This is a genomic window from Microbacterium sp., from assembly GCF_047606685.1.
Taxonomy (GTDB): Bacteria; Actinomycetota; Actinomycetes; order Actinomycetales; family Microbacteriaceae; genus Microbacterium.
Map to the genome: position 1 here is coordinate 85007 of NZ_JASGEC010000083.1, position 13880 is coordinate 98886.

Annotated in this window: 13 protein-coding genes; 8 read left to right on the top strand and 5 right to left on the bottom strand. The window is 70.4% G+C overall.

The genetic code is table 11. The features are described 5' to 3' along the window. Positions 1-10: 10 nt before the first annotated feature. The 3 genes from QM611_RS10310 to mfd form a co-directional block, all read right to left on the bottom strand. Positions 11-610 (bottom strand): gamma carbonic anhydrase family protein, encoded by a 600-nt coding sequence (locus QM611_RS10310; RefSeq protein ID WP_415079821.1) that lies wholly within the window; start codon positions 608-610, stop codon positions 11-13. 108 nt (positions 611-718) lie between these two features. Beyond that, a complete protein-coding gene (locus QM611_RS10315; protein WP_415079822.1) occupies positions 719-2113 on the bottom strand; it encodes a DUF222 domain-containing protein in 1395 nt (464 codons plus the stop codon). Positions 2114-2343: 230 nt separating this feature from the next. Continuing rightward, positions 2344-5982 (bottom strand): transcription-repair coupling factor, encoded by a 3639-nt coding sequence (gene mfd / locus QM611_RS10320; RefSeq protein ID WP_415079823.1) that lies wholly within the window; start codon positions 5980-5982, stop codon positions 2344-2346. A gap of 95 nt (positions 5983-6077) precedes the next feature. Here mfd and QM611_RS10325 point away from each other — a divergent pair, with 95 nt between their 5' ends. Beyond that, entirely contained in the window at positions 6078-6647 is a 570-nt protein-coding gene (locus QM611_RS10325) for a hypothetical protein (protein WP_415079824.1), read from the top strand. Positions 6648-6653: 6 nt separating this feature from the next. On the opposite strand, the gene pth is transcribed toward QM611_RS10325, so the two are convergent. Both pth and QM611_RS10335 read right to left on the bottom strand, forming a co-directional pair. Continuing rightward, on the bottom strand, positions 6654-7238 hold the full coding sequence (pth, locus tag QM611_RS10330; RefSeq protein WP_415079825.1) for an aminoacyl-tRNA hydrolase: 585 nt from the start codon (positions 7236-7238) through the stop codon (positions 6654-6656). Positions 7239-7367: 129 nt separating this feature from the next. Beyond that, the gene (locus QM611_RS10335; protein ID WP_415079826.1) at positions 7368-7982 is read right to left on the bottom strand and encodes a 50S ribosomal protein L25/general stress protein Ctc; all 615 of its coding nucleotides are present in this window, start codon (positions 7980-7982) and stop codon (positions 7368-7370) included. A gap of 202 nt (positions 7983-8184) precedes the next feature. On the opposite strand from QM611_RS10335, the gene QM611_RS10340 reads away from it, so the two are divergent. From QM611_RS10340 to QM611_RS10370, 7 genes are all read left to right on the top strand, one after another. Continuing rightward, positions 8185-8313, top strand: a complete 129-nt coding sequence (locus tag QM611_RS10340; protein ID WP_415079827.1) for a hypothetical protein — start codon at positions 8185-8187, stop codon at positions 8311-8313. A gap of 95 nt (positions 8314-8408) precedes the next feature. Continuing rightward, positions 8409-9320 carry an NAD(P)-dependent oxidoreductase gene (locus QM611_RS10345; RefSeq protein WP_415079828.1) on the top strand — a complete coding sequence of 304 codons (912 nt, stop codon included), beginning with the start codon at positions 8409-8411 and terminating at the stop codon, positions 9318-9320. Positions 9321-9348: 28 nt separating this feature from the next. After that, positions 9349-10119 carry a FadR/GntR family transcriptional regulator gene (locus QM611_RS10350; RefSeq protein ID WP_415079829.1) on the top strand — a complete coding sequence of 257 codons (771 nt, stop codon included), beginning with the start codon at positions 9349-9351 and terminating at the stop codon, positions 10117-10119. Positions 10120-10221: 102 nt separating this feature from the next. Further along, complete coding sequence (locus QM611_RS10355) at positions 10222-11565, top strand: NAD(P)H-dependent oxidoreductase (protein ID WP_415079830.1); 1344 nt, start codon at positions 10222-10224, stop codon at positions 11563-11565. After that, the gene (locus QM611_RS10360; RefSeq protein WP_415079831.1) at positions 11562-11873 is read left to right on the top strand and encodes a putative quinol monooxygenase; all 312 of its coding nucleotides are present in this window, start codon (positions 11562-11564) and stop codon (positions 11871-11873) included. Before QM611_RS10355 ends, QM611_RS10360 begins: the two co-directional genes overlap by 4 nt. Positions 11874-11877: 4 nt before the next feature. Then, positions 11878-12828: a sugar phosphate isomerase/epimerase family protein gene (locus QM611_RS10365; RefSeq protein WP_415079832.1), complete on the top strand. Its 951-nt coding sequence runs from the start codon at positions 11878-11880 to the stop codon at positions 12826-12828. Further along, entirely contained in the window at positions 12825-13877 is a 1053-nt protein-coding gene (locus tag QM611_RS10370) for a zinc-binding dehydrogenase (RefSeq protein WP_415079833.1), read from the top strand. Before QM611_RS10365 ends, QM611_RS10370 begins: the two co-directional genes overlap by 4 nt. Positions 13878-13880 lie beyond the last annotated feature (3 nt).

Here is a 13880-nt window from a genome sequence, read left to right on the forward strand (position 1 = left end):
TCCCAGACACTCAGTCGAGTCGCCGGTCCTCCGCGTGGCGCGCAAGGCTCTGGCCGTAGCGCTCGGTCAGCTGCACCATGAGGTCGGGGGTCTCGCGGTCGACCCCGAACACAAACCCGGGGAAGTCCAGCTCCGGCTGCGCCGCGCCGATCTCCTCGTGCTGGTCGGGCGACAGCAGCCTCGCCGGGTCGCCCACCGCGACCCACCCGATCGGGACGACCGTGCCCTCCGGCAGCGCGGTGCGCCGATGGACGATCGCGTTGATGCGCACTTCGCACCTCCGCCCCACACTCGCGCCGTTGAACACGCGGGCGCCGGAGGCGAGGAACACCTCCTCGCCGACCCGTGCGCCGGCGATGCTCGCGAGCGTGCCGACGAGTGTGTGGTCGCCGATGCGCACGGGGTCAGCTGCGGTGGCGCGGATGAGCGCGTTCTCCATCACGATGACACTGCGCCCCAGCGTGATCGGGCCGCCCTGGGCCGTCACGACCGCGCCGTGCAGGACGCGGCAGTCCGGGCCGATCGTGACATCCCCGCTGATGACGGCGGTCGGCGCGACAACCGCGGACGGATCGATGCGCGGCGACGCGCCCAGGTGTTCGAAGAGCATGGGCCTTCCCTCCTGCTGAGGGTCAGCGTAGCGCGCGAGCACCGATGAACGCCCTCGGGCAGCGCCCCACCTGAGGCCGGGCAGCGCCCCACCTGAACGCAGGCAGGGTCAGGCGACGAGATCGTATCTCGCGCGCCCACCCAGCCGCGGCCGTCGCTCGGCATCGAGCCACGGCGGTGGAATGAACCACGCCTTCGCCGTCGTGCCCTTTCCCTCGATGCGGATCTCCCACCCGTCGTCGTGCACGCGATGGTGGCACGACACGCACAGCAGGATGCCGTTGCCCAGATCGGTCGACCCGCCGTCTCTTGCCCACCATCGGAGGTGATGGCCGACCGCCATCGACGGCGGCGCCCCGCAGAATGCGCAACCGCCATCGCGCTCGACCAGAGCGAGCTTCTGCGCGGGGGTGAACAGCCGCTTGGCGCGGCCCCAGTCGAGGATCTCACTCTCGCCGCCGAGCACGCACGGGATGATCTGCGCGTCGGCGGCCATCCGCCGCACCGTCGCGATGGACACCGGCTGGTCGATGCCGTCGATCATGCCCGCGCCGACACCCGCCTCGAGCTCTTCCAGGCTCACGCGCACGACCACAGTGGCGGACGGCGCCGTGGGCGCGCGGTCGCAGCCGAGCGCGTGACGGCACAGGTCGGCGAGAGCGTCCACGCGCATCTGCGCGACCACGCGCTGATCCGCTACCAGGCTCGGAGCGCCCTCAGCGCCTTCGTGCGCGCAGTCGGCGCGCTCTGCCCGCTCGCAGCGGGCAAGCATCCCGCCCACCAGTCCCTCGATCGCGGCCTTGATCGGCGCGCCCGTCTCGGGGTCGCATTTGCCGTTGAACACGAACATGCCCGACCGGTCGGTGTGGAAACTCATCGAGCGCACGCCCCGGAGCTCTTGCTCGCGCGGCTCGACACCGTCGGGATCGAGGTGCGCCTCGGCGCGGGCGATGAGTTTGTGCAGTTGGTCGAGTGTGAGCCCGGGAGCGGCCTCGGCCAGTCGCTGCTCCATGGCATCGAGCGCCGCCGGATCGGCCCGCAGCGCGACCTTGTCGAGCATCGCGATGATCGCCGACGCCGCCGGCATCCCGATCGCCCCCGCGCGCATCGCGGCCGCCACGTGCGGGCGCTTGGCCGGCATGCTCTCGCCCGTCAGCGTCATCCGCGGAGCGGTCGCCTCGCCGACGGCCACCGTGCGCACCGCGTCGCCGACGCTCACCCCGGTCGTCGCCGAGATCAGCGTCGCCGGCGTGCGGAAGCCTTGCTTGCGAGCCAGCGAGTCTTTGCCCAACTCGGGCCTGGACTGCCTGCCGATCTCGCTGGCCACCGGCGCGTACGCGGCATCCACCGTGCGCTTGAGCAGGCCGAACGCGCGGTTCACGGCCATCAGCTCCCCCGGAGCGAGCCCCTCGACGCCGCGCTCCCCGACCGCGGCGCGCAGCGCGTCGAGCGCTGCGCCCACCGCGTCGAGCGCTGCGCCCACCGCGTCGAGAAAATCGTTCATAGTTTCGATAGTAATCGATCCATATCGCGCATCCAAGCGATTTTCAGATAGATCAATTATTCTTCTTGACCCGGCATTCACCTCAGGCGAGAGCAATCAATCAAGACACGTTATAGCTCTTATCTTCGAGTCTCGACGCCGCTTCCGCAACGTCGGAGAATCGCGCCAATGTCGGAGGATTCGCGCCCAATCCTCCGACATGGGCTCACGTCTCCGACATTGCGACGGGGTCAGGCCGGCGTCACCGGCTCCGGCCACAACTGGTCGAGCAGCTGCCCGACCCACGCGACCAGGCCGGCATCCGGCACCCGTTCCCCGCCCGCCGTCGGCAGCGGCACGACGACCGCCTCGCCGCCGGAGAGCAGCTTCGCCTTCGGGTGCAGCCGCTGCAGCCGCACGCGCATCGAGTCCGCAAGGCGCGCGGGCGCGATCCGCAGGTTCGGCCCCATCGCCACGACATCGGTGAGGCCCGCGCGCGCCGCGCGCCGTCGCAGCCGCGCGACGGAGACGAGCCCGAGCACCTCGGCGGGCGGCTCGCCGTAGCGGTCGCGCAGCTCCTCCACGACGAGGTCGATCGCGTCGTCCGGCGCGCCGACGGCGGCCGCGGCGGAGAGCTTCTGGTACGCCTCCAGCCGCAGCCGCTCGCTGTCGATGTACGCCTCGGGAATGCGGGCCTGCACGGGCAGTTCCAAGCGCAGCTCGGCGGGCCCGGAGACATCCTCCCCCCGGAAGGCGGAGACGGCCTCGCCGATCATCCGCAAGTAGAGGTCGAAGCCGACGCCGGCGATGTGCCCCGCCTGCTCCGCGCCGAGGAGGTTCCCCGCGCCGCGCAGCTCGAGGTCCTTCAGCGCGACCTGCATTCCGCTGCCGAGGTCGTTGTTGACCGCGATGGTCTCCAGCCGGTCGGCCGCGGTCTCCGACAGCGGCTTCTGGTCGTCGTAGAGGAAGTAGGCGTACGCGCGCTCGCGCCCGCGCCCGACGCGCCCGCGCAACTGGTGCAGCTGCGACAAGCCGTGCTTGTCGGCGCGGTCGATGATGATCGTGTTGGCGTTCGAGATGTCCAGGCCCGTCTCGATGATCGTCGTCGACACGAGCACGTCGGCGCGCCGCTCCCAGAAGTCGTCGACGACCTGCTCCAGCTGGTGCTCGCCCATCTGCCCGTGTGCGACCACGACGCGCGCCTCGGGCACCAGCTCGGCGAGCTCGGTCGCCACGCGCTGGATCGACTTCACACGATTGTGCACGTAGAAGACCTGCCCCTCGCGCAACAGCTCGCGGCGGATGGCCGCGGCGATCTGCTTGTCGTTGCGCGGCCCGACGTAGGTGAGGATGGGATGCCGGTCCTCCGGCGGAGTCTGCAGCGTCGACATCTCGCGGATGCCGGTGACTGCCATCTCGAGCGTGCGCGGGATGGGCGTCGCGCTCATCGCGAGGATGTCGACGTTCGCCTTGAGCTTTTTCAGCTGGTCTTTGTGCTCGACGCCGAAGCGCTGCTCCTCGTCGATGATGAGGAGCCCGAGGTCTTTGAACACGACCTTCTCGGTGAGGATGCGGTGCGTGCCGATGACCATGTCGACGGAGCCGTCGGCGAGCCCCGCCACGGTCTCGCGCGCCTCTTTGTCGCTCTGAAAACGCGACAGCGGGCGCACCTTCACCGGGAAGCCGGCGAAGCGCTCGCTGAAGGTCTCCAGGTGCTGTTTGACCAGCAGCGTGGTGGGCACGAGCATCGCCGCCTGCTTGCCCTCCTGGATCGCCTTGAACGCGGCGCGCACCGCCACCTCGGTCTTGCCGAAGCCGACATCGCCCGACAGCAGGCGGTCCATCGGGATCGGCCGCTCCATGTCGGCCTTGATCTCGTCGATCGTCTGCAACTGGTCGGCGGTCTCGGCGAAGGGGAACGCCTCCTCCAGCTCGCGCTGCCAAGGCGTGTCGGGCGCAAAGGCGTGGCCCTTCGACGCCATCCGCGCCGAGTAAAGCTTGACGAGCTCGACGGCGATGTCGCGCACCGCTTTGCGCGCGCGGCCCTTGGCAGCGGCCCAGTCGCTGCCGCCCATCTTCGACAGGGCGGGCGACTCGCCCCCCACGTAGCGCGAGAGGAGGTCGAGCTGGTCGGTCGGCACGTACAGCTTGTCGCCTGGATGGCCGCGCTTGGACGGCGCGTACTCGAGCACGAGGTACTCGCGCACGCTCTTGACCGGATTGCGACCACCGCTGGAGACCTCGCGCTGCGTGAGCTCGACGAACCGGCCGATGCCGTGCGTCGCGTGCACGACGAGATCGCCGGCCTTCAGCTGCAGCGGGTCGACGACGTTGCGCCGTCGCGAGGCAAGCTTCCTGACGACGCGCTGGTCGCTGCCGATCGTGCGCCCGTAGAACTCGGCCTCGGTGAGCACGGCCAGGCGCGGCTCCGGAGCCTCGAACCCGCCCTCCAGCGAGGCCACGACGACGACGGCAACGCCCGGCTCGGGGCCGTCGACGAGGTCGTCGGCCCGGCGGGCGGCGATGCCGCGCTCGGCGAGCACGTCTCGGGCGCGATCGGCCAGCCCCGCGCCGGATGCCGCGACGACGACGCGCCACCCGGCGGCGAGCAGTTCCGCCACGTGCGCCGTGGCGCCGTCCACGTTCCCGTGGAACGAGGGGACGGATGTCGCGTCGATGCGGGTGTAGCCCGGCCCTTCGACAAGCTCAGGGGCCGAGACAAGCTCAGGGGCCGAGACAAGCTCAGGGGCCAAGACAAGCTCAGGGGCAGGGGCCGAGACAAGCGCCGCGCCCGAGTCGAACGCGCTGAGCGTCCACCACACGCCGCCGCGGGCGCGCGCGGCATCCCGCAGCTCCGGCAGCGTGACGAACTCGGCCGCTCCCGAGTCGACGGGCGCGCTCGCGCCGGCGGTCGCCGCGCTCCACGCCGCCTCCAGGAACTCGCGATTGGTCTCGGCGAGCGTGATCGCGCGGGTGACCGCGCGCTCGGGGTCGACGAGGGCGACCGCCGCGCCCGTCGGCAGATAGTCGGCGAGCGTGGCCATGCCGTCCACGAGCGCGGGGGTGAGCGACTCCATCCCCTCGACCGGGATGCCTTCGGCCATCTTCTCCAGCATGCCCCGCACACCGGGCAGCTTCGCGGCCAGCTCGCGCGCGCGAGCGCGGACGCCATCCGTCAACAACAGCTCGCGCGCCGCCACCAGCTCCACTTCGCGGATCTCGCCGGGGAGCGAGCGCTGGTCGGCGACCGAGAAGGCGCGGATCTGGTCGACCTCGTCGCCGAAGAACTCGACGCGGCAGGGGTGGGCGGCCACGGGCGGGAAGACATCGAGGATGCCGCCGCGCACGGCGAACTCGCCACGCCGCGACACCATGTCGACCCGGTGGTAGGCGCGTTCCACGAGCTGCGCCGCGACGTCGGCGAGCCCGTCGCCCCGCTCGCCCACCGCGAGGGTGAGGGGAGCGAGGTCGGCAAGCCCGACGGCGAGCGGCTGCAGCGCGCTGCGCACCGACGCTGTGACAACGAGCGGGGCGGCGCCGTCCCAGTCCGCGACCCGCCGCAGCACGTCGAGCCGGCGGCCGACGGTCTCGGCGCTCGGGCTCAGCCGCTCGTGCGGGAGTGTCTCCCACGCCGGGAAGTCGAGCACGCTCGCTCCCGGCAGCAACGCCTCCAAAGCCGCGCCGAGGCTTTCGGCACGTCGGCCCGTCGGCGCGACGACCAGCGCGGCTGCGGGTTTTCCACTCTGCCGGCGCTTGTCGAGGAGGGCGGCGATGACCGGCGCGTCGAGCCCTATGACCAGCGAGAAGTCGGAATCGATGGATGCCGCGGCGAGCGCCTCGTCCAGGACGTCGGCCTGCGCCAGGGCGCGCGCGATCCCGGAAACTGTCACCGCAGAAGTCTACGTCCGCCGTCGCCGGGGCCCGCCTCGAGCGCGGGCCCCGCGCTTAGCGGTGTCGCGCGCACGCGCCGTGCGACACTAGACGGGTGAGCGATCCGCAGCAGCCTGTGCCCCCGCAGTGGGCTCCCCCGCCGCTACCGCCGGCGGCGCCGTCGGCGAACGGCGCGCCGCCGATCCCGCCGTACGGCGGCGCGTACGCCGCCCCGTACACGGCTCCCGTGCATCCGCAGTACAGCGGCGCCCTCCAGCAGCCCGCGCCGCAGCGGCCGGCTGCGCTGGGGATCATCGCGGTTGTCTTGGCGAGTATCGCCGCCGTCACCACGGCGCCCGCCGCGATCGCCTCCTACCAGATCGGAGTCGGCGCCGGCGCCGGGCTCCTGTCCCTGGGCGCGGGCGACCCGTTCGACATGGGGATCCTCTCCCCCGTGCGCGACTGGGTGCTCCTGGCGGAGGTGTCGTTCTGGACCGGCACGGTGCTGGGCGTGTGGGCGATTGTGCAGGGCATCATCGCGATCGCCAAACGGCGCGGTCGCGTTGCGGGCATCGTCGCGGTGGTGATTGCCGCGCTCGCGCCGTTCGTCTTCACGCTGACGACCTGGCTCGCGTTCTCCTTCGGCCTCACAGAAGGAAGCGGCGCCTTCGTCTTCAACACCTGACGCGCGTCACGCGCGCGGCGCGTGGTGCTTCTGCTGCGCGGCGACCAGACCCTCGCCGACGAGGAGCTCGACGGCGTCCGCCGCGTCGGCGACGATGATCGGCAACTCCTTGCGCTCTGCGGCGCTGAACGGGTCGAGCACCCAGTCCGCGGCATCCTGCCGTCCGTTCGGCCGCCCGATGCCGACCCGCACGCGCGCAAAGTCAGGGGTGTCGAGGGCTTTCACGACATCCCGCACTCCGTTGTGGCCGTTGTGGCCACCGCCGGTTTTGAGCTTGACGCTGTCGAAGGGGATGTCGAGCTCGTCGTGCACGACGACCACCCGCTGCGGTTCGATGCTGTAGAACCTCGCGAGACTCGCGACCGGGCCACCCGAGACGTTCATGAACGTGTTCGGCTTGGCGAGCACGAGCTTCGGCCCGCCGGGCCGCAGCCACGTCTCGGCGACACGGGCGTTCGCCTTGTGGGTCTTGAAGGCCTCGCTGCGACGGCCCGCGAGCTCGTCGACCACGAGCTGCCCGATGTTGTGCCGGGTCACCTCGTAGCGCGGGCCGGGGTTTCCCAGCCCGACCACCAGCCACGTCTCGGCCATGGTCCGGTCCCCTTCGACTCTCTGCCTCCGCCGCCCGCGAGACTGCAACGGCGTGACGAGACTGCGTCAATAGGCCGCGGTCTCGTCCCGCACGTGCAGTCTCGCGGAGTGGCGCTGGGCAGGCCAGCGCTACTCCGCGGCCTCCGCGGCAGGCTCGGCAGCCTCGGCGTCGCCCTCCTCGGTCTCGTTGTCCGCGGCGGCGGTGGCCGCCGGGACGGAGATCGCGACCACGAGCAGCTCGGGCTCGGCAAGGAGCACCGCGCCCTTGGGCAGCGTCAGGTCGGCGGCGGTGATGTGCGTGCCGTCTTCCAGGCCCTCGACGTCGACCTCGACGTGCTCGGGGATGTGCGTGGCCTCGACCTCGAGCGAAATGCTCGGGGCGTCCAGATTGGCGATGGTGCCCGCGAAGGGCTCGCCGAGCACGACGACGGGCACGTCGACCTGGATCTTCTCGCCCTTCTTCACGACGAGCAGGTCGATGTGCTCGATGACCTGGTGCACCGGGTCTTTCTGCACGTCTTTGACCAGCGCGAGCTGCTCCGTGCCGTCGACGTCGATCTCGAGCACGGCGTTCGCGCGGCGGATGAGCAGCGACACCTGGTGGCCGGGCAGCGCGACATGCTGCGGCGCCGTGCCGTGGCCGTAGATGACGGCCGGGATCTTGCCGGCGGCACGGAGGCGGCGGGCAAAGCCCTTGCCGAAGTTCTCTCGCGTCTGGGCGTGGACCTTGTTGTCTTCCGACATGTGGATTCTCCTCGCGGACGTCAGGCAGACGCCCAGTGTTGTGAAGGTCTGGGGTTTCGACTCGAACGCGCACGCGTGAGGAAAGCCGTGAAGCCTGCCGACCGCGTCGATCACGGATGCCGTGGCATCCCTCGCCGAAGTTCAGTCGCCCACTCTACCAGCGCACCGCTACGCTGAAGGCACACCGACCGACGGAGGAACCATGCTCTTGGACTACGGCGCCGCCTCGCACCTGCTGGCATGGGCAATAGGCGGCATTGCCATCCTCGGTTTCACCGGCACCGTGCTCGCCTTCTGGGGCATGGGCCGCCAGGGCCACCGCAAAGACTGACCCGCTGCCGCCCGATCGGGCTGGCGCGTCCGCGAAAAATCTGATCATACTTATATTCGGCGGCTGACGCCGCCGTCTGTGAGTGAGGAGTTCTCGTGGCCGACCCGATTGCCGTGGGCTTCGTGGGCCTGGGCCGAATGGGCGCCCCGATGGCCCGCCACCTGATCGACGCGGGGCACGAAGTCGCTGTCTGGAACCGCACCCCGCACCGCGCGGAGCCGTTCGCCCGCGATGCCGTGATCGGGAAGACGGCGGCCGATGTCGCCCGGCCTGTCGTGATCAGCATGCTGACCGACCTCCCGGACGTCGTCGAGGTCGTCCACTCCGACACCGGTCTTCTCGCCGGCTGGCGGCGCGCGAGAGTCGCCGATCCCGTGCTCGTGGTCATGGGGACGGTATCGCCCACCGACCTTCGGGAATTCGCGTCCGGCCTCCACGCCGCGCACGGCGTGCGTGTCGTCGACGCGCCAGTGAGCGGAGGCGACGTGGGCGCGCAGCGCGGCGATCTCAGCATCATGGTGGGCGGCGCCCAGGCCGACGTGGACGCCGTCATGCCCCTGTTCTCCGCCATGGGCTCGGTGATCCGCCACGTGGGGCCATCGGGAGCCGGGCAGACCGCCAAGGCCTGCAATCAGGTCCTCGTCGCCGCCACCGCGGCGGCGGCCGCGGAAGCGATCACGCTCGCCGAGCGCTCCGGTCTCGACGTCTCCGCACTCCTCGAGCTGCTGTGCGGCGGGCTTGCCGGAGGCGAGCTGCTGCGCCAGAAGGGATGGCGCTTCGTCGAGAAGGACTACGAGGGCGGCGGCGCACTGGTGAACCAGGTGAAAGACCTGCGATTCGCCCTGGCGCAGGGCGCCGCAAGCGGTGTGCCGTTGCCCATCGCGGCCGCCATGGCCGAGTTCTTCGCCACGCTGGTGTCGATGGGTCGCGGGCACCTCGACCACACCGCGGCACAATATCTCTACGAGCTGCACAGCGGCGTGGTCTCGAACGACCAGCGCCCGTGAGTGCCAGCTCGCGGACGAAGGGCGAGAGATGAGCGATGCGGCAACGAACGACGGCGAGTACATCCCCCTCGACGAGGATCTCCCGCACTCCCTTCGGCTGCCGCGGCGAGGCTTGCACGCCGAAGTGACCTCGAGCCTCGGCCGCGACATCGTGGCGGGCGTGCTGGCGCCGGGCGCCTCGATCAACACGGAGGAGGTGTGCGCACGTCTCCAGGTCTCGCGCTCGGTGGTGCGCGAGAGCCTGCGCGCCCTGGAGAGCGTGGGGATGATCAGCGCCAAGCCGCGCATCGGCACGCGGGTCAACCCGCCCTTGATGTGGGACATGCTCAATCCCCAGGTCGTGGCATGGCGGGGGTCGGGAGCCACCTACCTGCAGCAGATGCGCGAGATGCTCGAGCTGCGGCTGGGAGTCGAGGTGGCCGCGGCCGGGCTGGCGGCCGAGCGGATGCCGGCAGCGCGCGTCGAGGATCTGCGGACCCGGCTGGCGAATATGAACGTCGCGGTCGCCCGAGACGATGTGAACCGTTTCGTGGAGGAGGATGCCGCCTTCCACACGATCATCATGACCAGCTGCGAGAACGCGTTCATCGCGCAGATCGCCACTCCCGTGACGGCGGTGCTGGCGACGCGGCAAGACGACGACGCGCGATTCTTCTCCGCGCACACGCCGCACTCCCTCGACCAGCACGAGCAACTCGTGGACGCGATCGCGAGCGCTGACCGCGACAGTGCCGAGAAGTGGGCGCGCGCGATCGTCCAGGAGACGTTGGGCGAGTTCGGGGAACGCGCCTCGCGGTGATCCGACCGCCGTTCGCGGGAGACTTGCCGCTCCGCAAATTAGGCATATAATCTGACTTGTGGGCTACGTGCGCCCGCAGTTAGGGAAGAGGTCGACGCTGACATGAACCTCCACGCGCTCCTTCAAGGCAGACAGAACGACGGCCGTCCCATCCGGGTCGGGCTCATCGGCGCCGGCAGGTTCGGCACGATGTACCTCGCGCAGGCGCCGCGCATCCCGGGCATCGAGATCGTCGCGATCGCCGAGCTGAACCGGCATCGCGCCGAGGAGGCACTGCGCCTGGCCGAGTGGGATCCGGCGCGCATCGTCGACGACATCGCCGACGCGCGCGACGGCAAAGTCGCGCTGGTGGGCGACGCGAACCTGCTCTTCGACGCACCCCTCGATGTGGTCATCGAGGCGACGGGGAACCCGATCGTCGGCACGCGGCACGCGCTGCGCGCGATCGAGGCGGGAAAGCACATCGTGATGGTCACGGTCGAGGCCGATCCTCTCGCCGGCCCGGCTCTCGCCGAGCGCGCACGGCGCGCCGGGGTGGTGTACTCGCTCGCGTATGGCGACCAGCCCGCGGCGATCTGGGAGCTCATCGACTGGGCGCGCACCAACGGGTTCGAGGTGGTCTGCGCCGGCAAGGGCGCCAAGTTCCTCCCGCACTACCACGAGATGAACCCCGACAACGTCTGGGAGAACTGGGAGTTCAGCGCGGAGCTGACGCAGTCCGGCCACCTCAATCCCCGCATGTACACGGCCTTCCGCGACGGCACGAAAGCCGCGATCGAGATGGCCGCGGTGGCAAACGCCGCCGGCCTGCGGCCCTCCGACGACGGGCTGAGCTTCACGCCCGGATCGCAAGCGGACATCCCCAAGGTCTGCCGCCCGAAAAGCGCCGGCGGAGTCCTGGACCACTCCGGCTCGGTGGACGTGATGTCGAGCATGACGCGCGACGGCCAGTGGGTGGACCACCACACGCAGGAGGGCGTGTTCGTGGTCGTCAAGGCGACGAACCCGTATGTCGCCGAATGCCTGTCGGACTTCCCGGGCTGCAGCGACGAGACCGGGGAGTACGCGGCGCTATACCGCCCGCACCACTTCGTCGGGCTCGAGGTGAACACGTCGGTAGCCCACGCCGCGCTCAACGGCGCCGCCACCGGAGCGCCCATCGGCTTCTACGCCGATGTCGTAGCCGTCGCCAAGCGACCCCTCGCCGCCGGCGAGGAGCTCGACGGCGAAGGCGGCTACACGGTGTGGGGAAAGCTCGTCTCGGCCGCCCACTCTCTCCGAGAGAACGCCTTGCCGATCGCGCTTGCGCACGGCGTCACACTCACGAAGGACATCGCGGCGGGCGAGATCGTGTCGCGAGACGACGTCGTCATTCCCGCCGGCCTCGAGGAGGCCCTGCAATTGCGCGCCGAGACCGAGGCGCTTGTTCAGGAGGTGGCATCGTGAACGTCGTGGTGGTCGTGCATTTCGAACCCGTTCCCGGCCGCGAGGCCGAGCTCGAGCAGGCGCTCATCGACTCCCTGCCCGCCGTGCACGAAGAGCCGGGATGCCTGCTCTACGCGCTGCACCGCGACGCCGACGGCCGCATCGTGCTCATCGAGAACTGGGAGTCCGAGGCCGAGCTCGACGTGCACGGCGCCGGGCCGGCTGTCGCCGCGCTGGACGCCCGCATCGAAGGGCTCACGGCGTCCCCACCGCACGTGGCGCGTCTCTCGCCGCTCCCCGCCGGCGACCGCCAGCGCGGCGCTCTCTAGCGCGATGCGCATCAGCATCTTCCCGAAGGGAGAACTCGAGGCGCTCGTGGAGGGCACGCTCGAACTCGACGAGTGGATCGCGCGCGCGGCGGAGCTGCCCATCGAGGGCGTCGAGTTGTACTCACGGTTCTTGAGCGACGACAGTGCCGTCGACCGCGCCCGCGCCGCGCTGGACGCACACGGGCTCGCGATGCCCATGCTGTGCTGCTCCCCCGACCTCAGCAATCCCGACCCGCGCGTGCGCGCCGCCGAAGCGGCGCGCATGCGCGAGCACATCGACGTCGCGCGCGCTCTCGGCGGGCCGGGGGCGTGCTGCCGAGTCCTGACCGGACAGCGCCATCCCGGGCTCGATGCGGAGGAGACGATCGGCATCGTTGCGGAAGCCATCATCGAACTCGTCTCGTACGCGACGGGCGCCGACGTGGTCCTCGGACTCGAGAACCACTACAAGGACGGGTTCTGGCAATACCCCGAGTTCGCGCAACGCCCCGAGGTGTTCCTCCGCGTGCTGGACGCGATCCCGTTGACTCCGCACTTCGGCGTGCAGTTCGACCCGTCCAACGCGCTGACGGCCGGGACCGACTCCGCCGACTTCCTCGAGCTCGTCGTCGATCGGGTCGTCACCATGCAGGCGTCCGACCGCTACCTCGCCGACGGGCTGACCCTCGACGGGCTCCGCGCGGCCGACGGCACGATCGGCTACCACGAGGGGTTCCGGCATGGCGTCATCGGCCGCGGGCTCAACGACTACGGCCGAATCTTCACAACCCTCGCGGAATCGGGGTACAACGGCTGGATCAGCGTGGAGGACGGCGTGAACGGATGGGACGAGATGGCCGCGTCGGTCGAGTTCCTCAGAGCCGCGCGCACGGAGCACTTCGGCGGCTCGTTCGGGCTATCCGTGCCCGCGTCCGCCGTGGCGGAAAGACAAGGCAGCGAACGGAGAGCCCGATGAAAGCGCTCATGAAGGTTGCCCTCGACGGTGACGGCGTCGAGATCCGCGAGTTTCCCGCGCCGGAGCCTGACCCGTGGCGGGTCGTGGTCGACACGGCCGCCGTCGGCGTGTGCGGATCCGACATCCATCTCTGGCGCAACAAGCACAGCTGGGAGGTGTCGCTGCCCGTCGTCATGGGCCACGAGATCGCCGGTGTCGTCTCGCACGTCGGCGCGAACGTCGTCGGCTGGCACGTGGGCGACCGCGTGGTCTGCGAGACCGCGTCGCAGGTCTGTGGCGTCTGCGCCTACTGCCGGAGCGGCGCCTACAACTTGTGCCCTGAGCGGCTGGGGTACGGCGCGAAGAACCACGGCTTTTTCACCGAGCAGGTGAGCGTCGAGCCGCGCATCCTCCATCGCATCCCCGACGCCGTGCCGTTCGAGGCAGCGGCGATGTGCGAGCCGTTCGCGGTCGCCTTCAACGCGCTGGTCGAGCGCGCCACCGTCACCCCGGGCGACGTCGTCGTCGTCCAGGGCGTCGGCGCGATCGGAGTGCTGTGCGCGCAGATCGCGAAGCTGCAGGGGGCGAGCACGGTCGTCGCGCTGCACACCGACAACGACGAGCGTCGCTTGGCCGCCGCGCGCCGCCTCGGCGTCGACCTGTTCGTCAACATCCAGCGCGACGATCCCGAGAGCGTCGTCCGCGGGATCGGCGACGGGAACGGCGCGCACATCGTGGTCGACGCCACCGGCGTCTCAGCCGCGTTCTCCGACTCGATGCGCCTCGTGCGCCCACTCGGCTCCATCGTCAAGGTGGGCTGGGGCCCGCAGCCGCTCGAGGCCAGCCTCGACCCGCTCGTCGCCAAGGCGGTGACCGTGTACGGCTGCTTCTCGCACACGTGGGAGACGTGGGAGCGCGTGCTCGACCTCATGGCACGGGGTCGGCTGGAGGTGGATGCCGCGCTCGGCGGCCTCTACCCGCTCGACGCGTGGCTGACGGCGTTCGAAGACATGGAGTCGGGACGCAACGTGAAGTCCGTCATCCGCTTCTCCCCAACCGACGCATCGTAGCCG

Bases quoted from the DNA above. Each gene is read 5' to 3' on its own strand.
- QM611_RS10310 (WP_415079821.1), bottom strand. From the start codon at position 610: ATGCTCTTCGAACACCTGGGCGCGTCGCCGCGCATCGATCCGTCCGCG.
- QM611_RS10315 (WP_415079822.1), bottom strand. From the start codon at position 2,113: ATGAACGATTTTCTCGACGCGGTGGGCGCAGCGCTCGACGCGGTGGGC.
- pth (WP_415079825.1), bottom strand. From the start codon at position 7,238: ATGGCCGAGACGTGGCTGGTGGTCGGGCTGGGAAACCCCGGCCCGCGC.
- QM611_RS10335 (WP_415079826.1), bottom strand. From the start codon at position 7,982: ATGTCGGAAGACAACAAGGTCCACGCCCAGACGCGAGAGAACTTCGGC.
- QM611_RS10340 (WP_415079827.1), top strand. From the start codon at position 8,185: ATGCTCTTGGACTACGGCGCCGCCTCGCACCTGCTGGCATGGGCAATA.
- QM611_RS10350 (WP_415079829.1), top strand. From the start codon at position 9,349: ATGAGCGATGCGGCAACGAACGACGGCGAGTACATCCCCCTCGACGAG.
- QM611_RS10355 (WP_415079830.1), top strand. From the start codon at position 10,222: ATGAACCTCCACGCGCTCCTTCAAGGCAGACAGAACGACGGCCGTCCC.
- QM611_RS10365 (WP_415079832.1), top strand. From the start codon at position 11,878: ATGCGCATCAGCATCTTCCCGAAGGGAGAACTCGAGGCGCTCGTGGAG.
- QM611_RS10370 (WP_415079833.1), top strand. From the start codon at position 12,825: ATGAAAGCGCTCATGAAGGTTGCCCTCGACGGTGACGGCGTCGAGATC.